Genomic DNA, 21755 nt, shown 5'->3' with positions numbered 1-21755 from the left:
CTTTCCGTGCAGACGACGCCGCCGCTCGATAGATCGGCGGCGTTTTTTCGTAGTGTGCAACTGTTTGTCAGGAGGTTGTCATGAGTTCCTCTAGCGCAGTGGCGCTGGCCTGCCGTTTCCAGGTCGGCCAATGGCAGGAAACCGGCCTGAACGCGGCCGACGGCGTCGGCGAGCTGAAACGCGCCAGCGTGGTCAACGTCCTCAGCGGGCCGCTGGAAGGCGAGGGGCAGCTGGAATACCAACTGCTGTATCCGGTCAAGCCGGGCGGCGACGCCGTCTTCATCGGCTACGAGCGGGTGACGGCGAGCTGGGGCGACCGACGCGGCAGCTTCGTCTTGAAGCATGACGGCGTCTATTCGCCGAGCGCCGGGGTCAGCGGCCGTCTGACGGTGGTGGCGGACAGCGGCGGCGGCGATTTCGCCGGTCTGTCCGGCGATGGCCGCATCGTCGCCCGGGCCGGCGAGCAGGGCGGCGAATACCTGTTGACGCTGCGCCTGGGCTGAATTGTCGCGGCAGTGTTGGCAATTCCGCAGCGCAGCCGCTGCGGATGGCCTCTTGCTGCCTGATTCTTTTGAGTTTTCCCCGTCCAATGGTTAAGATTTTGACCTTTTGAATAATAACTTTCGTCCGGCCGAAGCCGGACGGGACTCAGCGGAGGCGCCGCCGGCATCATGCCGGCGGCTTCCGTTTTTCGGGGACGGGAAATGCATTACGCGCAACAGGAATTTTCGGTGCGCCTGCAATGGGGGCTGGACGCGGCGCGGTTGTTGAGCGGGCAGGCCGATCATTGTGTGGTGGTCGATGTGCTGTCGTTCAGCACCAGCGTCGACATCGCCTGCGCCAGGGGCGCCGAGGTCTGGCCCTACCACGCCCGCGACGACGACGCCCAGGCCTTCGCCGAGGCGAGGCGCGCCTTGCTGGCTGCGCGGCGCAACCGGGTGCAGCCGTCGCTATCGCCGGCCTCGCTGCAGCAACTGGCCGACGGCAGCCGGCTGGTGTTGCCGTCGCCGAATGGCGCGCGGACCAGTCTGGCCAGCTGCGCCGCCGGCACCATCGCCGGCTGCCTGCGCAACGCCGCCGCGGTGGCGTCGCATCTGGCGTGCGAGGGCGGGTCGGTGCTGGTGGTCGCCGCCGGCGAAGTGGACAAGGACGGCCGCCTGCGTTTCGCCTACGAGGACTTCATCGGCGCCGGCGCCATCATCTACGGCCTGTCCGGCAGCAAGACGCCGGAGGCGCTGGCGGCGGAGGCCGCCTTCGTGCTGGCCCGGCACGATCTGGAGAACCAGCTGGGACTGGGCGCGTCGGCCGCGGAATTGCGCGAGCGCGGTTTCGAGGAAGACGTGGCGCTGGCGGCGCAGCTGAACGTCAGCGACTGCGTGCCGCTGTTGCGGGATGGCGCCTATCGGGCGCTGGAAGCGCTGGCTGAGGCCTGATCGGGGATGCCGGCGCGGCGATGCCGCGCTACCATGGGGGCGGATTTTCGCCCTAAGCTTTCAAGGAGAACGCCATGCTGCCTGCCCGCATGATCACCACCGCCTTCGAACTCCCCGGCTATCGCATCGTCGCCAATTTCGGCGTGGTGCGCGGCATCACCGTGCGCTCGCGCTCGCTGGTCGGCAACTTCCTCGGTGGCCTGCAGTCGCTGTTCGGCGGCAATATCACCATCTATACCAGCCTGTGCGAGCAGGCGCGCTCGGAAACCTACGCGCTGATGTGCGAGCACGCGATGGCGCAGGGCGCCAACGCGGTGATCGGCATGCGCTACGATGCCACCGACGTGATGGCCGGCCTGACCGAAGTGCTGTGCTACGGCACCGCGGTCAGGGTGGAGCCGCTGGACGGATCGTCGGCCGGCTAGCCCGCGCCCAGCCGGCGCAGCTGTTCGGACTGCGGATCGCAGAAGTCCAGATCGCCGTCGCCGTGTCCGCGCAGGAACAGCAGCTGCCAGCCGGCGGCGTCCGGCAGCAGGCCGCTGAAGCGGAAGCCGCCGCGTTCCAGTTGCGCCAGCTGCGCCAGCGTTTCCGCGTTCGCCGGGCACTTCAGATAGATCAGCTGGCCGGCGGGCAGCGCCGCCAGCTCCCGCAGCCGCGCCTCGCATGGCTGTCCCGGGACGATCTCCAGCCGCTGGCCGTGGCGGCTCAGGCTCAGTCTGGGCAGGCCGGCCGGCGCCGGCGCGTCCGTCTCGTCGAATGCCTGCCGCAGCGGCGCCAGCCAGGTTTCCCATCCCGCCGGCCATGCCAGTTTCGGCAAGGGCCGCGGCTTCAGCGGCAGACAGCCGAACACGATGCTTTCCGGCTCCGGGCCGGCAAACGGCGTATCGATGTAGTCCAGCAGCAGCGCGGTATTGTGAAAGCCCAGCGAGCGCGCGACGTACTGGCTCCGCGGATGCGAGCATACTTGCTTGATCGTCAGCAGCTCGATGCCGAGCTCGGCGGCCGCGTCGCGCAGATGGCGGCCCAGCAGGCTGGCGAGGCCCTGGCCGCGCGCGTCCGGATGCACCACATTCATCGCCAGTTCGGCCTGGCCGGGTCTGGCCGGGTCCAGCCACAGCGCCGCGTGGCCCAGCAGCCGGTCGCCGCGGACCGCGACCGCCGAGCGCCATTGTCCGCTGGCGTTGCGCTGCTGGATCTGGCTGGGCAGATAGACGTCGGCGTAGAAATAGCGGTCGCCGTAGATGCTGCGGAACAGCGCGCTGATGTCGGCGGCGTCGGACGGCTGGTAGTCGCGCGCCCAGGTGGCTTGCGGATGACGGGCGCTCATGCGGTCGCCTCCGCCGGCTGGTAGTCGCGCAGATCGGCCACCCGCATCAGCTTGCCGGAACGGGGATGCGTGCGCATCGCGGTGGGCGCGACCTGCTCCAGCTCCAGCCGCAGCTCGCCGGCGGCGCAAAGCGCGGCGATCGCCGCTTGCTGCCGCAGCAGCGCCTGCCGCAGCGAGGGCAGGTCCAGCGGCGCGCGCGCCGCCAAGAGCAGCCGCAGGCAATCCTGGCCCTGTCGGCGCGAGATCTGCAGCTGCCAGGCCAGCAGCTCGACCTGGCCGTCCAGCGCGGCGCCCAGCTCGTCCGGAAACAGCGACAGGGTGCCGACGCGGACGCGATGGCCGTTGCCGGCCCGGCCCAATAGCGCGAACTTGCGGTTCGGGCCGGGCGGCTCGCGCCAGCAGGCGAGGTCGCCGCTGGGGTAGCGTATCACCGGCATCAGCCGGCGCTGCAGATTGGTCACCAGCAGCAGGCCGCGGCGGCCGGCTTCGTCTATCGCTTCGCCGCTGTCCTCGTCGACGATCTCGATGATGCTGTCGCCGTCGAACATCCGGTGCTCGCCGTGGGCGCAGTCCGGGTCGGCGTAGCCGATCAGGCCGGCGTCTACGCTGGCGCAGCCGATCGAGCCTAGCCGCGCCAGCGGGAACACCTGCTTCAGCAGGGCGATCTGCTCGCCGAACAGGCTTTCGCCGGCGTAGAGCACGGTCTGCACTCCGGACAAGGTCAGCGCGTTTTCATCCAGATAGTGGGCGAAGCGCAGCAACTGGGCCGGCACGCCGGCCAGCACATTGATCCGGTGGGCATGAATCGCGTCGACCAGGACATCGTCGTCGACATTGCAGGTGAACGGGAATTCCAGGACCGGCACCGGCGAGCGCGACAGCGCGTCGTGGGTGAACAGCAGGCTGGTGTACAGGTCGCCGGCGAAGAACAGATTGGCGACGCGATCGCCGGGGCGCAGCTGGCGCGCGAGGCCGGCGGCGAAGGTCTGGACAAAGGCCTGCCATTCGTCGCCGCTGAACACCGACAGCTTGCCGTCGCCGGTGGAGCCGCCGGTCTTGAACACGTGGCCGCCTAGCGGGGGGGCGGTCAGCGCCGGCCAGCGGGACAGGTCCCGCGAGTCCCGCCAGTAGGCCGAGGGGTCGACCGGCGGCAGGTCGGACAGCCGCCAGCCCTGGGCGGGCAGCTCGCGATAGTGTTCGCGGTACAGTGGAGAATGGCGTCTGGCGTGCTCGACCAGCGATATCAGTTTCGGATTCATCATTATGTGTGTATATGCCGGCGCCGCGCGCCGGCCGGATTTCAATGTCTAAAGTCCATCACCAGCGGCGTCTTGCCGCTGTGCGGGTGGCGGCGGAATTCGGCCGCCGGCGTGGCGGTGATTTCCAGCCGCAGCAGGCCGCCGCCGACCACTTCGCTCAGCATCGGCTCCTGCAGCAGCCGCACGCGTATCGCCGCCGGATCGCCGTCGGCCAGCAGCTGGATGCGGTCGCCGCCGTCGTCGGCGCGGTCGATCAACCATTGCAAGGGCAGGCCTATCTTCTCGGTCAGCGCGGTCGGATTGACGAAGATGGTGCCGACCCGCAGCAGCGCGCCGTGGCGGCCGGCCAGCCGGAAGCGCGGCGAGGAGAGGCCGCAGCGGCAGAGGCCGGGCAGCCACTGGCCGAGGTCGCCCAGATCGTAGCGCTCGATCCGCTGCGCCTCGCGTTCGCGCGAGGTGAACACCAGGCGGCCGACGGCGCCGGGCGCGGCGGGCGCGTCGCTGTCGGTTTCCAGTATTTCCAGCCACTGGGCTTCGGCCAGCAGGTGGAACTCGCCGTCGCCGCCGTGCGGGCAGGCGTGGCCCAGCGGGCCGGCATCGACCGAGCCGTACATCGCCGAGCGGATCAGCTCGACGCCGAAGCTGCCGATGTAGGCGCGCTGGCCGTCGCTGATGTGCTCGCCGCCGCAGAACACCTTGCGCACGCCGCCGTAGCGGCGCAGCACCCGGTTCTCGCATTCGAACAATCGGTGTAGCGTGCCCGGCATGCCGATCAGCGTGTTGATCTTCTGATCGACGATGAAGTGGGCGATCTCGCTGAAGTCGTCGTCGGACGGTCCGCCCATCGGATACTGCGTGACGCCCATGCCTTCCATGATGCTGAAGAAGCTGAGCATGCCGCCGTACAGCTTGCCGCCGTACAGCAGATTCATCGCGCGATCGGTGGCCGGATTCAGGCCGGCGGCCAGCATGCCGTCGGCGGCGGCGCGCATGTGGTGGCGGTAGTCGCGGTAGCTGACGCCGGCCAGCTTCGGCGCGCCGCTGCTGCCGCCGCTGCGGAAGAACAGCTGGGCCTTGTCGTTGGCCGGCTGGCTCTGGAAGGCGGCCTTGTCCATCAGCGGCAGCGCGGCCAGGCCTTTCGGTTCGGCCGGCGGCGCGTCCAGGTGGGCGTGGCCGGGGAGCGCGGCGGCGTCCAGGCTGACCGACACCCGGCGCGACAGCCGCTGCAGCGCGTAGACGCCGTCGTGCGGCTCGCCGTGGTAGCCGTCGTGCATCCGGCCGGCCGGGGCGACGCGGCTGACGCCGGCGGCCAAGAGGGCGCGGCTCAGTTCCGGCAGTCGCGCGGCCGGCGCGATCAGGCCGCAGCTTTGCAGCCGGGTGCGCCACGGCCGCAGAATGCCGGCCAGCGCGGCGCGCGGCGCCGGGCGCAATTCGACGGTGCGGAACAGCGGCGACGGCGCCAGCGCCTGTTCCATATTCCAGGCCAGTCGCCAGCCCTGGCCGGACAGCACCTGGCCCTGTTCGTCGGCGAAAGCCTGGTCCAGCCGGTGGAAGGCCATCCGGGTGCTGATCTCGGCGGCTTCCTGCAGATTCGGCGTCAGCGCCGGCCACTGCGGCGCGCGGCGGGCCAGCGCGGCGGCCAGCCGGCGCGCCATGTCCTGGACCACGGCCGGATCGTCGCTGTCCACCAGCAGCGCCTGCGGGCTGGAACAGGCCTGCTGGTCGAGGCGGCAGACGTCGTCGGCCAGCGCGTCCAGCGCCTGGTCCGAGGCGGCGGCGGGATCGAGATAGGCGAAGCTGACGCGGTGGCCCCAGTCTATCCAGCGGCAACCGGGCGGCAGTTGGGCGCGGATCGCCGCCAGCGCGGCGTCGCCGCCCCAGGCCGACACGCCGTCGGCGTCGGCCAGCAGCCGGCCGAGCTCGCCGCTGGCCACCGGCAGCACCGCCAGGCGGGCCGCCAGCCGGCCGCCGGCGTCGTGGTGCAGGAATTCCGCCAGCAGCCTGGCGCTGAAGTCCTGATCGCTGCCGCTGGGCCGCAACCAGTTGATATTGCCGGCCAGCAGGCCTTCCAGCGCCGCCATGAACGGCAGCAGCGTTGCATTGGACGGCGTCACGTGCAGCACCAGGCCCAATGGCTGCCAGGCTTCGAAGCGCGCTTCGCGGTAGTCGGGCCGGCGCAGCGAGAACGGACGCTCGCCGAGTTCGCGCTCCAGCTTGGTCCGCAGCGTTCCGCGGCGGCAGAAGGCGGCCAGTTCGGCGCGCGCGGCGTCGTCCAGCAGCGGGTGGCGCGGGGAGGCGGCCAGCGCGTCGGCGAAGCGTTCGGCGCAGGACAATACGGTTTCGATGTCCAGCGTTTCGGCCAGCGTGTCGGCCAATCGGCCGCGCAAGACGGCCAGCGCCGCGTCGAGCTCGAGGTCGGCGCGCAGTTCTCCATCAATCAGATACATTCAGGACTCCTTGATCAGTTCGGATGCGGCCAGCGCGCAACTGCGGCTCTTGCTGGTGCCGGCGCGGCCCAAGAGTTCGAACCAGTCGGTGGCCAGGCCGCAGCCGCAGCTTTCGGCCGGGTGCACGATGGCGAGGTCGCTTTGCAGCATGCTGTGCGCCGGGCTGGAGGTGATGTACGGCGACACCAGGTGCAGGAAGCCGGCCTCGCCGTAGGGCAGCCGCGCCAGCGTCGCGGTGTCGCGCGCCCAGGCGCGGGCCCAGCTGGGCACATGGAAGCGGTGATGCGTGCATTCGTTGTAAGGCACCGGATGCTCGACCGAGCCGTAGCCGTCGCGGCAGCGCGCGTCCGGCAGGTCCAGCTGTTCGCCGAGCCGGCGGTACAGTTCGAGCTTGGGTATCTCTTTGTCGGCGTGGGTCTTCCAGCCGCCGCCGAGCAGGACCAGCGATTCCGGATGCAGCGCGAGCGGCGGCAGGCCCATGTCGCGCATCCTCTCCAGCGTGAACCACAGGAAGGCGGGGAAGCCGAAGATGCGCACCGGCAGGCCTTCCTCGGCGAACTCCCGCAGCGCGCGTATCGTGCCGAAGGGGTCGAACTCGCAGCTCTTGCCGTTGTGGCGCAGGGCGTAGACGGCGCGGTTGATCGGCGCGTACTTGGCCAGAAACTGGTCGGTGTAGGCGGTGCCCAGCGTGATGGCGCCGGCCGGCTCGTAGCTGAGCAGCAGGTAGTTGCACGGCTGCTCGGGCGTGTTCCAGCCGTAGTGGTCGAAGATGCGGTCCACCATGCGCTGGGCGGCGCCTATGCTGCGCGCGTCGTAGCGCATCCGGCTCTTCTGGCCGGTGGTGCCGGACGAAGTCAGTTCCAGCGCGTCTTCGCCGGTCTTGCTCAACAGTAGCCTGCGCTTGAAATAGTTGGAGAAGATCGGCGGCAGCTCTGACCAGTCGGACAGGCCGGCCAGCCTCTCCGGCGTGAAGCCGTTCTGTTGCAGCCATTGGCGGTAGCCGGGGCTGTGCTCGCAGTGGTAGTCGACCAGCTCGCGCATCGCGGCGTCGAACAGGCGGTCGCATTCGGCGTCGGCGCGGTACGGCTGTTCCAGCGCGCAGAGCGCCTCGACATGGGGAAGTGTGTTCATGACGGTTCCAGTGATGAAGAAATCGGGCTTCAGGCGGCGACGGGGGCGGGCAGAGGCCGGCGCAGCAGCAGCCACAGCGGCGGCACGGCGAGCAAGGAGGCCAGGCTGACGCCGGCGGCGAAGCGGGCCGGGCTGTCGCCGGCGTCCAGCAGCGCGAGGACGGCGCTGCCGCCGCCCAGCATCGCGGTGGACAGCATGCCCAGCATCGCGGCGACGCTGCCCTTGGCGTTGTCGCTGCAGTACAGCGTCAGCCGGTACAGCGTGGCGTTGCCCAGACCCAGGCCGAAGGCGTAGACGGCAAGGCAGGCGACCAGCGCCGGCAGCGACGGGGACAGCGGGGCGGCCAGGCCGGCCAGCAGCAGGCCGCCGGCCATTGGCCACAGCGCCAGCCGCAGCAGGCGGGACAGTTCCATCCGGCCGGCCAGCCGGTTCAGCGTCAGGTTGCCGGCGATCATCGCGGCGAACACCGGCAGCTGCCACAGGCCGTATTCCAGGCCGCTGTAGCCGAGATGGCGGATCAACAGCAGCGGCGACAGGCCTATCCAGGCGATCAGCGGCAGCGTCAACAGGCCCAGCGCCAGGCTGCCGCAGACGAAGTCGCGGTGGCGCAGCAGCGCCAGGTAGTTGGCCAGCGCGACGCGCAGATGCAGCGGCGTCGGCGCGCCCATGGTTTCCGGCATCCAGCGCCACAGGCCCAGCGTCACCAGGACGGTGGCCGCGGCAAGCGCGGCGAACAGCTCCCGCCAGGACAGCACCTCCAGCAGCAGGCTGCCCAGCAGCGGGCCGGCCAGCGGCGACAGCAGCGCGATATTGGCCAGCAGCGCCATCAATCGCACCGCGTCGCGCTCGGCGAAGGTTTCCTGCAGCGCCGGATAGCTGACCACGACGATGAAGCCCAGCGCGATGCCCTGGACGAAGCGCAGCAGATTGAACCAGGCGATGTGCTGGCTGCCGGCGGCCGCCAGGCAGGCGAGCGCGAAGACCAGCGTGCCGGTCAACAGCAGCGGACGGCGGCCGAAACGGTCGGACAGCGGGCCGATCAGCCACTGGAAGGCGATGCCGCCGAGCAGAAAGGCGTTCAGCGCCGTCGGCACGTGGCGGCTGTCGGCGGCGAGGTCGGCGGTGACGCGCAGCATGGCCGGCATCACCATGTCGCTGGCGAGATAGGTCAATAGTTCGAAGGCGGTAAGCAGCAGACAGAACAGCAGTGCCTGTCGGCGGGAGATGGCGAGCAGCGGGCGAAACGGTTCAGCGGACATGGGTGACGCGGTTTTCCTGATGGGGTTGCTGCGGCATCCGGCGGCGAGGCCGGTGCGGCGGGTTCGGGATCGGCGCCACCATAGGTCAATTTCCCGGACCCAGACCCTGTCCTTTGGGACTGGATTTGGTTTTTATGGCTCTTTTTGGCTGATATGAAGAATGTCAGGTCGCTTATCTGTACTTGAATTGGATTGATTTTGGATAAAAATCAACAAGTTTGGCAATTTAATTGTCTTGCTGTTCGACAATTTTCAATTGGCGTTTGGCGATTGGTCGCGGCGGCGGCGCGGGTTATCATGCCGACGTCGGCCGCGCGGACGGCCGAGGCCCATCCTGGAATCCGGTGACGATGAAGAAACGACTTTTGCTCAGCATCAGCCTGTGCGGCCTCGTCGCCGCCGGCGTGTCCTACTATGCGCTGGCCGACGGCGACGCCCTGTGGCGCATCGTCGGCGAGCAATGCGTGCCCGGTCAGCAGACGCAGGGCGCGCCGGCGCCCTGCGCCGAGGTAAAGCTGCCGCAGGGCGTGGCCGTGTTGAAGGACCGCGATGGCGAACTGCAATATCTGCTGATCCCGACCCGCCGCGTCGGCGGCATCGAAAGCCCGCAGCTATTGAACGGCGACGCGCCGGCCTACTGGCGCGAGGCCTGGGCGGCGCGCGGCTTCATGGAGGCCCGGCGCGGCCAGCCGCTGCCGCGGCGGGCGGTGTCGCTGGCGATCAACTCGCAATACGGCCGCAGCCAGAACCAGCTTCACATCCACATTTCCTGTATCGACCGCACGGTGAGGCAGCAGATCGACGATCTGGACGACGGCCTGCCGCGGCGCTGGCGGCTGTTGCCGGTGGAATTGAAGGGCCACGCCTACTGGGCGCGCCGCGTCGACGCCGATGCCGACGGCAATCCGGTCGGCGATCCGTTCCGGCTGCTGGCCGACGAGATGCCGGGCGCGCGCGACGAGATGGGCGCTTATGGCCTGGCCTTGTTGCCGGCAAGTTTTTCCGACGGCGATGGCTTCGCCTTGCTGGCCACCCGCGTCGATCTGCTGCGCGCCAACCGGGCGTCGGCGGAAGAGTTGCAGGACCACGACTGCAAGATATTGCGGCAATGAGCGGGCTCGGGGCGCACGCGGTATCATCGCGCCTGGCCGCGGCGCGGCATGGTCTGGCGGGCGTTCCGCCGGCGGCGCAGGGCAAGGGGGAAGAGAGATGAAGCAGAGTCTGGCGCTGGTGTCGCTGGTGGTGGCCGACTACGACGCGGCGATAGCTTTCTTTGTCGGCAAGCTGGGCTTCGAGTTGACCGAGGACAGCTATCAGGCGGAACAGGACAAACGCTGGGTGGTGGTGACGCCGCGGGGTTCGGCGGCCGGCGTGCTGCTGGCCAGGGCCAGCGACGAGATCCAGCGGGCGGCGATAGGCAATCAGGCGGCCGGCCGGGTGTGGCTGTTTCTGGAGACCGACGATTTCTGGCGCGACTACGAGCGCTACCGCGCGGCCGGCGTCGAATTCACCCGCCCGCCGCTGGAGCAGGATTACGGCACGGTGGCGGTGTTCCGCGACCTGTGCGGCAACCAGTGGGACCTGATACAGCGCAACCGCTGAGACCGGCTTACTTCCTGGCCTTGGCCAGATCGGTCAGCACGCGCGAGGCGGCGAACAGGCCGAAGCTGGCCGTCACCACCATGCCGGCGCCGAAGCCGGCGCAGGACAAGCCCTGAGGTCCGCGGGCCTCGCCGGCGTCGCAGGCCTCCACCTGCGGGTAGACCAGCTGCTCGGTCGAGTAGACGCAGGGCACGCCCATCTTCTTGCCGTCGCGGGCGAAACCGTGATGGCGGCGCAGGTTGTAGCGCAGCTTGGACAGCAGCGGGTCCTGCGTGACCTCGGCCAGGTCGGCCAGCTTGATCTTGCTCGGATCCATCTGGCCGCCGGCGCCGCCGGAGACGATGAAGCGCTGGCGCTTTCTGGCGCACCAGGCCGCCATCGTCGTCTTCACCTTCAGACTGTCTATGCAGTCGACGATGTAGTCGTAGCCGCGGCCCAGCATCTCGTCCATATTCTCCTCGGTGACGAAATCCTCGATCTCGGTTACCTGGCAGGCCGGATTGATGGCCTTGACCCGCTCGGCCAGCGCCGTCACCTTGGCCATGCCGTACAGCGGGTCCAGCGCCGGCAACTGCCGGTTGGTGTTGGATTCGGCGACGTTGTCCAGATCGATCAGCGTCAGGCGGCCGATGGCGCTGCGCGCCAGCGCCTCCACCACCCAGGAGCCGACGCCGCCGACGCCGACCACGCAGACATGGGCGCGGCCGAAGCGCGCCAGCGCGTCGTCGCCGTACAGGCGGGCAATGCCGGCGAAGCGGCGGTCGAGGTCGGCGGAATGGTCCATCGGAATAACCTGTTGCGCAAAAACGGCCAAGGATAACCAAGCGGACGGCGCCGTGCCAGTCCCGGCGGGTTTTTGTCCGACGGCGGGCGGAGGCGGTGTGGCGTTTCTGCCGGAGGTGAAGGATTTTTTACAATCCAACTGCTTGATTGATTGGAACCTTTTTTCGATTGCCTTATCTTGTCCTATACGCGTCCGACTGGGCGCGTGTCCGGGACTGGCATGAATTGCCGCGCGCAGATCCTCTGCCGGTCGACTCTCAGCGTTAGGGAGATTCCGATGAAGCAGCAAAGATTAGATATCGATTTGGACAAGCACTACAACGCCACCGTGGTGATCGCCTGCGAGGAGTGCGGGAAGGAAACCCGCCAGCATCTGAGGACCATATTGCCAGACCAGTCGCTGCGCTGCAGTTGCGGCGCCGACATCTCGCTGGCGGCGCCCGACATCCAGCGGGCCGAACGCCAGGCCGATGCCATCCGCCAATCGTATCGAATCCACTAAGCCAACGCTGTTTCGCCACCATTCGCAGCACCCCGTCGGCCGGCATCGCCGCCGGCCTTGTCAGGCCTTAGCCTGAAGCCATCGCCAGACGGCGGCCCTCGCGGCCGCCGTCGGCATTCCGGGGCGGCGCATCTAGCCCGCCAGCTGGGCGTCGTAGTCGCGGAAGCCTTCCTCCACCGCCGGGATGATGTCGACGAATTCGAAATAGGGCTCGGTCATCAGGGGGCTGTCGCGCAGCGCGTCTATCAGATAGTAGAAGGCCTGCAGCGACTCGGTCTCGAACATCGCCACGTCGCTGCAGCGGGTGGTGAAGGCCTCGGCGTCGAACCAGCGCATCCGCACTTCCGGATAGCGGGCGTAGATCGGCTTCAGGACCTCGTCCTCGAAGCGGCGGCGTTGCGGCCGGCTCAAGCGCAGCCAGTTGGGGTGGACGCGCATCAGCGCGAAGAAGGTCAGGGTCTTGGACATGGTGAGGCTCCAGTATCGGGTGAGGACATCGGCGGGCCGGCTCCGCTCAGCCACTAATGTAAGCGCGCTTGCGATGCCGGAAAACTCGTGTTTAGCTAGACCGATGACCGCCATTCCGCAGCCGCGCAAACAACCGAGCCAGGCCCGTTCCCGCCATGCCGTCGCCGCCATTCTGGAGGCGGCGGCTCGCATTTTGGCCCGCGACGGCTATGCCGCCTTCAACACCAACCGCGTCGCCGAGCTGGCCGGCGTCGGCGTCGGCTCCTTGTACCAGTATTTTCCGAACAAGCAGGCGCTGCTGGCCGCGCTGCATCGCCGTCACGGCGAACAGACGCTGGAGGCGCTCGCCGCCGCGCTGGCGCATAGCGCCGGCCGGCCGCCGCGCGCGCAATTGGCGGCGCTGGTGAAGGCGGCGCTGGACCTGCACCGGCGCGAATTGGGCCTGCACCGGGTGCTGGAGCGCGAATGGCCGGCCTACGACGAGCCGCCGGCCAGCAATCCCGACGACGCCGCGCTGCGCGAATTGGTCGCCGGCTGGCTGGCCGGCATCGGCGCAGACGCCGGGCGGGCCGGACTGCTGCTGGCGATGGCCGACAGCCTGGTGCACGGCCTGTTGCTGGACGCCGATCCGCGGGCCGAGGCGCTGGACGATGTGATCACCGACGCGCTGGCGGGCTATCTTGGCCTGCCGGCGGGCAATGCCACCTAGAGGAGAAGCACAGATGCAATGGATAGATTTTCGCAGCGACACCGTGACCCAACCGACGCCGGCGATGCGCCGCGCGATGGCCGACGCCGAAGTCGGCGACGACGTCTATGGCGACGATCCGACCGTGCTCAGGCTGGAGGCGCTGGCCGCCGAGAAGCTGGGCAAGCAGGCGGCGCTGCTGGTGCCCAGCGGCACCTTCGGCAACCAGTTGGCGCTGTTCACCCACTGTCGGCGCGGCGACGAGGTCATCGTCGAGGACAACAGCCACATCGTCTGGCACGAGGCCGGCGCCGCCGCGGTGATCGCCGGCGCCCACCTGCGGACGATAGAAGGCGACAACGGCCTGATGGCGGTGGACGCGATCGAGCGGCGCATCCGCGTCAGCGACGACATCCACGAGCCGCGCACCGGGCTGATCTGTCTGGAGAACGCCCATGGCAACGGCCGGGTGTTGCCGCTGGCGGCGATGGCCGACACCGCGGCGCTGGCGCGCGAACACGGCGTGCCGGTGCATCTGGACGGCGCCCGCGTGTTCAACGCCGCCGCCCGCCTGGGCTGCGACGTGCGCGAGATCACTGCCCACGCCGACAGCGTGATGGCCTGCCTGTCCAAGGGCCTGGCCGCGCCGATAGGCTCCATCCTGGCCGGCTCCGCCGCCTTCATCGCCGATGCGCGCCGCAAGCGCAAGCTGCTGGGCGGCGGCATGCGCCAGGCCGGCGTCATCGCCGCGCCCGGCCTGCTGGCGCTGACCGAGATGGCGGCGCGGCTGGACGAGGACCACGCCAACGCCCGCTATCTGGCCGAAGGTCTGGCCAGGCTGCCGTGCGTCGACATCGACCCGGCCGATGTCCACATCAATCTGGTGTGGTTCCGCTTCAACGCCGACATCGACGCCAGCGAGTTGATGTCGGCGCTGGAGCGGGCGGGTTTCCGCGCCAATCCGCCGCAGCAGGGCGTGATGCGGCTGGTCACCCACTGGCAGGTCGGCCGGGCCGACATCGACCGGCTGCTGGAGGCGATGCAGCGCGTGCTGTGCGATTGACGGCGCGGCGGGAGACTATAAACAGTAAGTAAGGACCGATGGGAGCAGGCCCGATGCGGCATCGCTTGACGTTCGGCGCGCTGCTGGCGGCCGCTTTCCTGCTCCCATCGCCGGGACGGGCCGACGGCCTGGCGCAGGTGCGCATCTATACCGACGATGACCCGCCGTATGTGATGGTCGGCCCGGACGGCCAGGTGATGGGCGGCACCACGGTGGAGAAGGTGACGCGGGTGATGCGCCGGCTGGGCCTGCCGTTCGGCGTGATGCAGGCGGCGCCGTGGGCGCGCGCCTATCAGGAGGCCAAGACCCGGCCGTACGCGATGGTGTTTCCGATAGCCAGAACCCGCGAGCGGCAGAAGTATCTGGACTTCACGTTCAAGATCCTCGATGCCGACGTCTATTTCTACCGTTTGGCGGCGCGGAGCGACATCCAGCCGCATACGCTGGACGAGGCGCGCCGCTACCGCGTCTGCGTGGTGCTGAACGACTACCGGCACGAGTATCTGCAGGGCGAAGGCTTCACGAGGCTGGAGCTGTCGCCTGACTCCACGCTGAACGTCAAGAAGCTGGCCGCCGGCCGTTGCGACCTGCTGCCGTCGACCGAACCCGGCATCGCCGGCAAGCTGAAGGCGCTGGGGCTGGAGCGGACGCTGGTGGCGCGCGGCATCCGGCTGGACATGCTGGACAGCGGCCTGTACGCCGCCTTCAACAAGGACACGCCGCCAGATGTCATCGCCCGCGTCAAAGCGGCGGCGGCGGCCGTCGAAGTCCCCTGAGGAGAGCCGCGATGCGCGTTTGGCTGCTGCTGTTGTGCTGTCTGGCCTCGCTGCCGGCCCGGTCGGAGCAAGTGATCGAGATCCCGACCCGCCCCGGCGTCAGCCAGCGCTTCCTGCTGCTGGAGCCGACGGCGCCGGCGCGCGCCAACCTGATCCTGTTCACCGGCGGCGAGGGGCTGTTGAAGCTGTCGGCCGACGGCGAACTGGGCGCCGGCAACGGCAATTTCCTGGTGCGCACCCGCCGGCGCTGGGCCGAGCTCGGCTTCCGCGTCGCCGTCGTCGACGCGCCGTCGGACATGTCGCGCGGGCTGCTGGGCGATTTTCGCGAAAGTCCCGAACACGCGACCGATATCGCCGCCGTGTCCGACTACCTGCGCCGGGGGGCGGCGCTGCCGGTCTGGCTGGCGGGCACCAGCCGGGGCACGACGTCGGCGGCGGCGGTCGCCTTGCGCCGGCCGGACGCGGCCGACGGCCTGCTGCTGACCTCCAGCATAGACGCCGGCCGCGGCAATCTGGCCCGCCTGCCGTTGGAGCGGCTGACGATGCCGGTGCTGATGATCCAGCATCGCCGCGATGAATGCCGCGCCAGCCATGCCTACAATCTGGGGCCGGTGGTGGACAGGCTGCGCGCCGACGCGCCCAGGGAGCTGATGCTGCTGGACGGCGGCAAGAACGACGGCGATCCGTGCGAGCCCTGGGCCTGGCACGGCTACAACGGCATCGAGAACCGGGTGCTGGATCTGGCCGGGAGATGGATGCTGGCGCACGGCCGACGCTGAGGCGATTTGGCAGCGGCGCGCGCCGGTGCTACCCTCGCCGCCATTCACAGATTTTCCTCGCGATCGCCATGAACCCGTCCCACGATACCCACGCCTGGCTGGAAAGCCTGGATTCCGACCGCGCCGCCGCCTGGGTGGCCGAGCAGAACGCCCGCACCGAGAGCGTGCTGGATGCCGATCCGCGCTTCCCGGCGCTTAGGCGCGAAATCCTCGAACACCTGCGCGACACGCGGCAGATTCCGTATTTCGCCGAGCACGCCGGCTGGCTGTACAACTTCCACCAGGACGAGACGCATTCGCGCGGCATCTACCGCAGGACCACGCTGGACGCTTATCGCGCCGGCACCCAGGACTGGCAGACGGTGCTGGACATCGACGCGCTGGCCGACGCCGACGAGCGCGACTGGTATCTGGACGGCGTGTCGCATTGCACCGTCAAGCCCGAGCGGGCGCTGGTGCACTTGAGCGACGGCGGCGGCGACGCGGCGGTGGCGCGTGAGTACGACGTCGAGGCGCGGCGCTGGGTCGAAGACGGCTTCAGCTTCCCCGAGGGCAAGAACCACATCGCCTGGCGCGATCCGGACAGCGCCTTCGTCTGCCCCGGCTGGAAGGGCGCGCCGCTGACCCGCGCCGGCTATCCGCGCGAGGTGTGGCTGGTGGAGCGCGGCGATGGCGGCCAGCACCGCTGGACGCTGCTGTTCGCCGCGCCGGAAGACGCGATGATGACCGCCGCCTGGCGCTTTCTCGACAGCGACGGCGGCGTCGTCGACCTGATCGAGGCGTCCGACGGCTTCTACCGCAAGACCTACCATCTGCTGGACGCCGAGCTGGCGTCGCGGCCGCTGCCCTTGCCGGCCAAGGCCGAGATCGAGGCTTATCTAGCCGGCGACCTGATCGTCAAGCTGGCAGAGGACTGGGACTGGCGGGGCGCAAGCTACCGCAGCGGCAGCCTGCTGGCGGTCGGCTTGGCCGGCCTCGTCGGCGACGGTCCGGCGCCGCAGCTGCTGCAGGCGCCGGCGCCCAGACTGGCGGTGGCGGCGGTGGAGAGCAGCCGCAGCCGGCTGCTGGTCCAGCTGCTGGACCAGGTCAGGAGCCGCATGCTGTGCTTCGCCAAGCGGGACGGCGTGTGGACGCCGCAGCCGCTGGCGCTGCCGGAGGACGGCGTGATCGAGATCGCCGACCAGCCGTGGCAGAGCGATGTGCTGTACTACAGCTACAGCGACTTTCTGACGCCCAGCGGCCTGTACCGGCTGGACCTGGACGGCGGCGAGGCCGAATGCCTGCGCCGCCAGCCCGAGGCCTTCGATCCGGCGCCCTACGTCGCCGAGCAGTGGCAGGCGACGGCGGCCGACGGCGAGCGGATTCCGTATTTCGTCGTGCGGCGGCGCGACGCGCCGTTCGACGGCTCGACGCCGACGCTGCTGTACGGCTACGGCGGCTTCGAGGTGCCGATGCTGCCTTACTACATAGAGAATTTCGGCCCGCACTGGCTGGGGCAAGGCGGCGCCTTCGTGCTGGCCTGCATACGCGGCGGCGGCGAGTTCGGTCCGGACTGGCACCAGGCGGCGCAGGGCGCGAAGCGGCAGGTCAGCTTCGACGACTTCATCGCGGTGGCCGAGGACCTGATGGCCCGCAAGCTGACGTCGCCGGCCAAGCTGGCGATAGAGGGCGGCAGCAATGGCGGCCTCTTGGTCGGCGCGGCGATGGCGCAGCGGCCGGAGTTGTTCCGGGCCGTGGTGTGCGAGGTGCCGCTGCTCGACATGCTGCGCTACACCGAGCTGTTGGCCGGCGCCAGCTGGATAGACGAATACGGCGACCCGGACGATCCGGCCGAGCGCGCCGCGCTGGCCGCCTATTCGCCGTACCACCATGTCCGCGCCGACGCGCGCTACCCGCTGGCGCTGTTCACCACCAGTGCCAGCGACGACCGCGTGCATCCGGGCCACGCCCGCAAGATGGCGGCGCGGCTGCTGGAGCTGGGCCACGACGCGCTGTTCTACGAAACCGACGGCGGCGGCCACGCCGGCAACGCCGGCCAGGAGGACACGGCGGCCGAATTGGCGCGGGTGCTGGTGTATCTGTACCAGCGGCTGATGGACTAGGGGCTGTTGACGTTTGGTGAGCGGTCGCGCCGGGATGCGTTTTGCGGCGAATCGAGGCGTTTCGCGCGCCGCATAGTCATTCTCTGCCAGCGCGGAACAACGAAGAGTCGTCGCGAAAAGCGCCCGGCCCTGCGGGTTTGGCCGCTTTGGGACGGAAGCCGCGTTGCCCAGCCCTTGCATAGAATGACTATGCGTCGGACTGTGCGCCTTGCTTCCGTCCCAAATCGGCGCAAACGCGATCCACTCACCAAACGTCAACAGACCCTAGAACCGGCTGCGACGACGGCAAGGGGCGCGAGGCGCCCCTTTTTCGCGTCCGGCGGCGATGATGCCGATCGCATCGCGCCGTTGCTGGCGGCGGGGGGCGCGGCGTACCATGGGCGGCGGCGGGGCCGCGTCGGCGCGGCTCCGCCTCGTGTTTGAAAAATATAAAGAGGAAAACCATGCAAGGAAGAAAATTGCTGCCATTGGCGTGGCTGCTGTGCCTGCCGATGACCGCCTGGGCCGACGGCGGCGACCTGGACTACGGCAGCTACGGAATCGACTTCGGCGGCATCGATCACGCGGTGCGCATTCAGGACAACATCTCGCTGTACGCCAACGGCGCGTGGATGAAGCGCACGCCGATTCCGGCCGAACGCTCGTCGATAGGCGTGACCGAGCTGCTGTACGACCGCAACCAGCAACGAGTGCGCGACATCATCGAGCACGCCGACCCGGCCGTTTCGCCGGACGCGCGCAAGATCGCCGACCTGTACCACAGCTTCCTCGACGAGGCGGTCATCGCCAAGCGCGGCCTGGCGCCGCTGCGGGGCAAGCTGGCGGCGATCGCCGCCCTGAAGGACGCCGACCAGGCGATCGCCTATATGGCGACGCTGCAGGACCAGCCGGAAGACACGCCGTTCCGCTGCTATGTGGCGCAGGACAGCAAGAATTCCGCCGCCTATCTGGCCGGCGTCGGCCAGGCCGGCCTGGCGATGGACCGCGACTACTACCTGGGCAAATCGGCCGACTTCGCCGCCGCGCGCAAGGCCTACCGCGGCTATCTGGCCCGCTTGCTGACGCTGGCCGGCGAAAAGCGGGCCGAGGCCCGCGCCGGCGCGGTGTTGGCGCTGGAGACCCGCTTGGCCCAGGCGCAGTGGAGCAATGTCGAGAACCGCGACATCCAGAAGACCTACAACAAGGTGGCGGTGGCCGATCTGGGCAAGCGCCTGCCCGGCTACGACTGGCCCGGCCTGCTGAAGGGCGCCGGTCTGGCCGCCGCGACCGACCTGAACCTGGATCAACCCAGCTATCTGGCCAAGCTGCCCGGCCTGTTGCGGCAGACGCCGCCGGCGGTGTTGCGCGACTATCTGACGCTGCGGCTGCTGGACGCCTACTCGCCGTATCTGGACCGTTCGTGGACGGCGGCGCACTTCGCGTTCTACGGCAAGGCGCTGGACGGCCGCTCGGTCGACCGGCCGCGCTGGAAGAAGGCGGTGACGCTGGTGGACGAGGGCATGGGCGAGGCGGTCGGCAAGCTGTACGTCGCCAAATACTTCACGCCGGAGGCCAAGCGCCAGGCCGACGAGCTGGTGCGCAACCTGCTGGCGGCCTACGACCAGAGCATAGACGGCCTGGACTGGATGAGCGCCGAGACCAAGAAGGAGGCCCACGTCAAACTGTCCAAATACATGCCGAAGATAGGCTATCCGGACAAGTGGCGCGACTACTCTAGCCTGGCGATCGGCCCGGACGACCTGGCCGGCAATGTGCGGCGCATCGCCGAATTCAACTACCGCCGCTTCAGCGGGCGGCTGGGCCAGCCGGTGGACCGCGGCGAGTGGGGCATGACGCCGCAGACCATCAACGCCTACTACAACCCGGCCAACAACGAGATCGTGTTCCCGGCCGCCATCCTGCAGGCGCCGTATTTCGATCCCAAGTTCGATCCGGCGGTCAACTATGGCAGCATAGGCGCGACGATAGGCCACGAAATCAGCCACGGCTTCGACGACCAGGGCCATCAGTTCGACGGCGACGGCAATATGCGCAACTGGTGGACGCCGGCCGACGAGCAGCACTTTAAGGACGTGACCGCCAGGCTGGTCAAGCAGTACAGCCGTTTCGAGCCGGTCAAGGGCCACCATGTCAACGGGGAGCTGACGCTGGGCGAGAACATCGCCGACAATGCCGGGCTGGAGATCGCCTACAAGGCCTACCATCTGGCGCTGGGCGGACAGCCGGCGCCGGTGCGCGACGGGCTCAGCGGCGATCAGCGCTTCTTCATCGCCTTCGCCCAGTCCTGGCGCGGCAAGGCCCGCGACGCGTCGGTGCTGAAGCAACTGGTTTCCGACCCGCATACGCCGGATCTGTGGCGCCCGATCGGCACCGCCAGCAATCTGGATCCGTTCTACCAGGCATTCGGCGTCAAGCCGGGCGACAAGATGTATCTGCCGTCGGAGCAGCGCTTCCATCTGTGGTGGTAAAAAAAGCCGGGCTCCCTAAGAGCCTGTTTACGATCTTTTTGCGGCATCGGCGGTTTTCTGCCGGATGCAGGGCGCGGAAAACGGCCCGCCGCAGTGTCGTTCACTGCAAGGGACGTTTGACAAAGCCATGCGCCGGCAGAAAACCGTCCCGAAGGGCAGGCCAGCCAGCAGGCCATCTGCCGCGTTGTCAGGCTAGGCCTTGGAATCACCAAGGCCTACGCCCTCCGCCTTGCATCTGGCCTGCTGGCTGGCCTGCGCTGCTCGGAAAAAGATCGTAAACAGGCTCTTAGGGAGCCCGGCTTTGCACAACGGAGCGGGACGGCGTCGCCTACCACTTGTCCTTGTCCGCGCTGAACATGTCGGCGGACGATTTGTGCTTCTTGGCCTGCGCCTTCTTGCCGGCGGCCGGGGCGGACGCCTCGGCCTTCGCCAGCGCGGCGGGCGCCAGTTCGCGTAGTTGCAGGCCGCCCGGCGGCACCTGCTCCAGCGGCATCTTCACGTTTTCCAGATGGCCTTGGGACATCGTCGGCATCACCTTGTCGACCACCACTTCGCAGCAGTCGAATTCGGCGCGGCCCAGCGACTGCCCGGTCTGCGGATCCTTCACCTCCTGTCCCAGCGATACCAGCTTGTAACGCGCGCCCTCGCGGACCGACTGTCCGCCCTGGCTGAGAATCACGTTATTGCCGGTGCGCGAGGCCACGGAGATCGGGAAGGTGCGGACCAGGATGGCGCTGACGATGCGATCGACGATCTGGCCTTCCATGCCGCGGCGGGCGGCGTCGGCGGAGCCGTCGGGCAGCTTGCCGGCGTCGCCGGCGAGCATGTTCGACAGTTGCACCTGGCGGTTGGCCACGTTGATCACGCGCTGAGACAGGTTCCACTGGGCGCGCTTCTTGTCGTAGTCGAAGGCGGTCAGGTGGCCGGTCCAGATCAGGTCGGCGCTGAGCGCCTGGCTGATCTTGGAGCGCTCGGCGGAAGGCGTCTGGCCGGAGCTGATCATGTCCAGCTCCTGCTGCACGTCGTCGCCCAATTCGCGGTCCAGCACCGAGAAGCGGCCGGTGTTGGTCAGCGCATCCAGCGTCTGCTGGTGGATCTCGCGGGCCACCTGCTCGGCCGGCATGGCGATGCCCGCCAGCTTGAAGGATTCGCGGTCGATGTATACCGGTCCGACCACGATCTTCAGCTTGCCGGCGGATGCCGGCTGGACGAATTTGGCGATCTTGGCCTCGATGCTCGCCTTGTAGCGCTTGTTCAGCAGGCCGGGCTCTTCCATCTTGACCAGCTTGAAGCCGGTCACCACGCCGCCGGATTGCTGGGCGACGTATTCGGTGAACGCGTGCGCGCTGAGCTGATCGGCGTCCTTGCCGGCGGCGACCGACAGCGTGGCCTTCAGCTGTTCCGAGGACATATCGAAGGACGCGCCGTTGACCTGCTTGATCGCCAGCTTCAGCGCTTCCTCCACCGCTTCGGCCGGGCTGGCGCCGATGCCGGTGGCCGAGCTGTCCACCGACGTCAGCTTGCCGGCGTCGGGCTGGGCCTGGATAGGCGCGCTGGCCTCCGCCTTGGCGGCGGCCGCCGATTCTTCCTTGTGGGAGCAGGCCGCCAGGCTCAGGGCCAAGGCGGCGGCGCCCATCGCGTATCGCAATTTCATGTCGTTTCCTTGGC

The 21755-nt window shown here is 68.6% G+C and carries 20 protein-coding genes; 12 read left to right on the top strand and 8 right to left on the bottom strand.

Annotated elements, in window-relative coordinates; genetic code table 11:
• The first annotated feature begins 80 nt into the window (after nt 1-80).
• The 3 genes from CXB49_RS19565 (at nt 81) to CXB49_RS19555 (ending at nt 1858) form a co-directional block, all read left to right on the top strand.
• Entirely contained in the window at nt 81-503 is a 423-nt protein-coding gene (locus CXB49_RS19565; RefSeq protein WP_101709916.1) for a DUF3224 domain-containing protein, read from the top strand.
• Between the two features lie 201 nt (nt 504-704).
• Entirely contained in the window at nt 705-1433 is a 729-nt protein-coding gene (locus tag CXB49_RS19560) for a 2-phosphosulfolactate phosphatase (RefSeq protein ID WP_158300960.1), read from the top strand.
• A gap of 74 nt (nt 1434-1507) precedes the next feature.
• Nucleotides 1508-1858, top strand: a complete 351-nt coding sequence (locus CXB49_RS19555; protein WP_101709914.1) for a YbjQ family protein — start codon at nt 1508-1510, stop codon at nt 1856-1858.
• Here the strand turns inward: CXB49_RS19555 and CXB49_RS19550 are convergent.
• From CXB49_RS19550 to CXB49_RS19530, 5 genes are read right to left on the bottom strand one after another with little or no spacing between them, the layout of a single operon-like run.
• On the bottom strand, nt 1855-2760 hold the full coding sequence (locus CXB49_RS19550; protein ID WP_101709913.1) for a GNAT family N-acetyltransferase: 906 nt from the start codon (nt 2758-2760) through the stop codon (nt 1855-1857). The genes CXB49_RS19555 and CXB49_RS19550 overlap by 4 nt on opposite strands.
• Nucleotides 2757-4019 carry a phenylacetate--CoA ligase family protein gene (locus CXB49_RS19545; RefSeq protein WP_101710781.1) on the bottom strand — a complete coding sequence of 421 codons (1263 nt, stop codon included), beginning with the start codon at nt 4017-4019 and terminating at the stop codon, nt 2757-2759. The genes CXB49_RS19550 and CXB49_RS19545 overlap by 4 nt, the downstream gene beginning before the upstream one ends.
• A gap of 41 nt (nt 4020-4060) precedes the next feature.
• Nucleotides 4061-6466, bottom strand: a complete 2406-nt coding sequence (locus CXB49_RS19540; protein ID WP_101709912.1) for an acyl-CoA reductase — start codon at nt 6464-6466, stop codon at nt 4061-4063.
• Entirely contained in the window at nt 6467-7597 is a 1131-nt protein-coding gene (locus CXB49_RS19535; protein ID WP_101709911.1) for an acyl-protein synthase, read from the bottom strand. It abuts the gene before it with no gap.
• Between the two features lie 29 nt (nt 7598-7626).
• Nucleotides 7627-8856: an MdfA family multidrug efflux MFS transporter gene (locus CXB49_RS19530; RefSeq protein WP_101709910.1), complete on the bottom strand. Its 1230-nt coding sequence runs from the start codon at nt 8854-8856 to the stop codon at nt 7627-7629.
• 350 nt (nt 8857-9206) lie between these two features.
• Here CXB49_RS19530 and CXB49_RS19525 point away from each other — a divergent pair, with 350 nt between their 5' ends.
• Together CXB49_RS19525 and CXB49_RS19520 are read left to right on the top strand one after the other, a co-directional pair.
• On the top strand, nt 9207-9968 hold the full coding sequence (locus CXB49_RS19525; RefSeq protein ID WP_101710780.1) for a CDP-diacylglycerol diphosphatase: 762 nt from the start codon (nt 9207-9209) through the stop codon (nt 9966-9968).
• 97 nt (nt 9969-10065) lie between these two features.
• Nucleotides 10066-10458 (top strand): VOC family protein, encoded by a 393-nt coding sequence (locus CXB49_RS19520; RefSeq protein WP_101709909.1) that lies wholly within the window; start codon nt 10066-10068, stop codon nt 10456-10458.
• A gap of 7 nt (nt 10459-10465) precedes the next feature.
• Here the strand turns inward: CXB49_RS19520 and CXB49_RS19515 are convergent, their stop codons facing one another.
• On the bottom strand, nt 10466-11242 hold the full coding sequence (locus CXB49_RS19515) for a ThiF family adenylyltransferase (RefSeq protein ID WP_101709908.1): 777 nt from the start codon (nt 11240-11242) through the stop codon (nt 10466-10468).
• Between the two features lie 276 nt (nt 11243-11518).
• On the opposite strand from CXB49_RS19515, the gene CXB49_RS19510 reads away from it, so the two are divergent.
• Entirely contained in the window at nt 11519-11743 is a 225-nt protein-coding gene (locus tag CXB49_RS19510; protein WP_101709907.1) for a hypothetical protein, read from the top strand.
• A 132-nt stretch (nt 11744-11875) separates the two neighbouring features.
• Here the strand turns inward: CXB49_RS19510 and CXB49_RS19505 are convergent, their stop codons facing one another.
• A complete protein-coding gene (locus CXB49_RS19505) occupies nt 11876-12211 on the bottom strand; it encodes a darcynin family protein (RefSeq protein WP_101709906.1) in 336 nt (111 codons plus the stop codon).
• Nucleotides 12212-12314: 103 nt separating this feature from the next.
• Here CXB49_RS19505 and CXB49_RS19500 point away from each other — a divergent pair, with 103 nt between their 5' ends.
• From CXB49_RS19500 to CXB49_RS19475, 6 genes are all read left to right on the top strand, one after another.
• Complete coding sequence (locus tag CXB49_RS19500) at nt 12315-12920, top strand: TetR/AcrR family transcriptional regulator (RefSeq protein WP_199406722.1); 606 nt, start codon at nt 12315-12317, stop codon at nt 12918-12920.
• 13 nt (nt 12921-12933) lie between these two features.
• Nucleotides 12934-13962 (top strand): low-specificity L-threonine aldolase, encoded by a 1029-nt coding sequence (gene ltaE, locus CXB49_RS19495; RefSeq protein WP_101709904.1) that lies wholly within the window; start codon nt 12934-12936, stop codon nt 13960-13962.
• A gap of 53 nt (nt 13963-14015) precedes the next feature.
• Nucleotides 14016-14738: an ABC transporter substrate-binding protein gene (locus CXB49_RS19490; protein ID WP_158300959.1), complete on the top strand. Its 723-nt coding sequence runs from the start codon at nt 14016-14018 to the stop codon at nt 14736-14738.
• Between the two features lie 11 nt (nt 14739-14749).
• Nucleotides 14750-15517 carry an alpha/beta hydrolase gene (locus CXB49_RS19485; protein ID WP_101709902.1) on the top strand — a complete coding sequence of 256 codons (768 nt, stop codon included), beginning with the start codon at nt 14750-14752 and terminating at the stop codon, nt 15515-15517.
• A 68-nt stretch (nt 15518-15585) separates the two neighbouring features.
• A complete protein-coding gene (locus CXB49_RS19480; protein WP_101709901.1) occupies nt 15586-17619 on the top strand; it encodes a prolyl oligopeptidase family protein in 2034 nt (677 codons plus the stop codon).
• Between the two features lie 443 nt (nt 17620-18062).
• A complete protein-coding gene (locus CXB49_RS19475) occupies nt 18063-20087 on the top strand; it encodes a M13 family metallopeptidase (RefSeq protein WP_233492864.1) in 2025 nt (674 codons plus the stop codon).
• Nucleotides 20088-20415: 328 nt separating this feature from the next.
• On the opposite strand, the gene CXB49_RS19470 is transcribed toward CXB49_RS19475, so the two are convergent.
• A complete protein-coding gene (locus tag CXB49_RS19470) occupies nt 20416-21741 on the bottom strand; it encodes a CsgG/HfaB family protein (protein WP_158300958.1) in 1326 nt (441 codons plus the stop codon).
• Between the last annotated feature and the right edge of the window lie 14 nt (nt 21742-21755).

The organism is Chromobacterium sp. ATCC 53434, from assembly GCF_002848345.1.
In the GTDB taxonomy this organism is placed as follows: domain Bacteria; phylum Pseudomonadota; class Gammaproteobacteria; order Burkholderiales; family Chromobacteriaceae; genus Chromobacterium.
This window is presented reverse-complemented; position numbering and strand designations above follow the sequence as displayed.

Bases quoted from the DNA above. Each gene is read 5' to 3' on its own strand.
- CXB49_RS19565 (WP_101709916.1), top strand. From the start codon at position 81: ATGAGTTCCTCTAGCGCAGTGGCGCTGGCCTGCCGTTTCCAGGTCGGC.
- CXB49_RS19560 (WP_158300960.1), top strand. From the start codon at position 705: ATGCATTACGCGCAACAGGAATTTTCGGTGCGCCTGCAATGGGGGCTG.
- CXB49_RS19555 (WP_101709914.1), top strand. From the start codon at position 1,508: ATGCTGCCTGCCCGCATGATCACCACCGCCTTCGAACTCCCCGGCTAT.
- CXB49_RS19550 (WP_101709913.1), bottom strand. From the start codon at position 2,760: ATGAGCGCCCGTCATCCGCAAGCCACCTGGGCGCGCGACTACCAGCCG.
- CXB49_RS19545 (WP_101710781.1), bottom strand. From the start codon at position 4,019: ATGAATCCGAAACTGATATCGCTGGTCGAGCACGCCAGACGCCATTCT.
- CXB49_RS19540 (WP_101709912.1), bottom strand. From the start codon at position 6,466: ATGTATCTGATTGATGGAGAACTGCGCGCCGACCTCGAGCTCGACGCG.
- CXB49_RS19535 (WP_101709911.1), bottom strand. From the start codon at position 7,597: ATGAACACACTTCCCCATGTCGAGGCGCTCTGCGCGCTGGAACAGCCG.
- CXB49_RS19530 (WP_101709910.1), bottom strand. From the start codon at position 8,856: ATGTCCGCTGAACCGTTTCGCCCGCTGCTCGCCATCTCCCGCCGACAG.
- CXB49_RS19525 (WP_101710780.1), top strand. From the start codon at position 9,207: ATGAAGAAACGACTTTTGCTCAGCATCAGCCTGTGCGGCCTCGTCGCC.
- CXB49_RS19520 (WP_101709909.1), top strand. From the start codon at position 10,066: ATGAAGCAGAGTCTGGCGCTGGTGTCGCTGGTGGTGGCCGACTACGAC.
- CXB49_RS19515 (WP_101709908.1), bottom strand. From the start codon at position 11,242: ATGGACCATTCCGCCGACCTCGACCGCCGCTTCGCCGGCATTGCCCGC.
- CXB49_RS19510 (WP_101709907.1), top strand. From the start codon at position 11,519: ATGAAGCAGCAAAGATTAGATATCGATTTGGACAAGCACTACAACGCC.
- CXB49_RS19505 (WP_101709906.1), bottom strand. From the start codon at position 12,211: ATGTCCAAGACCCTGACCTTCTTCGCGCTGATGCGCGTCCACCCCAAC.
- CXB49_RS19500 (WP_199406722.1), top strand. From the start codon at position 12,315: ATGACCGCCATTCCGCAGCCGCGCAAACAACCGAGCCAGGCCCGTTCC.
- ltaE (WP_101709904.1), top strand. From the start codon at position 12,934: ATGCAATGGATAGATTTTCGCAGCGACACCGTGACCCAACCGACGCCG.
- CXB49_RS19490 (WP_158300959.1), top strand. From the start codon at position 14,016: ATGCGGCATCGCTTGACGTTCGGCGCGCTGCTGGCGGCCGCTTTCCTG.
- CXB49_RS19485 (WP_101709902.1), top strand. From the start codon at position 14,750: ATGCGCGTTTGGCTGCTGCTGTTGTGCTGTCTGGCCTCGCTGCCGGCC.
- CXB49_RS19480 (WP_101709901.1), top strand. From the start codon at position 15,586: ATGAACCCGTCCCACGATACCCACGCCTGGCTGGAAAGCCTGGATTCC.
- CXB49_RS19475 (WP_233492864.1), top strand. From the start codon at position 18,063: ATGCAAGGAAGAAAATTGCTGCCATTGGCGTGGCTGCTGTGCCTGCCG.
- CXB49_RS19470 (WP_158300958.1), bottom strand. From the start codon at position 21,741: ATGAAATTGCGATACGCGATGGGCGCCGCCGCCTTGGCCCTGAGCCTG.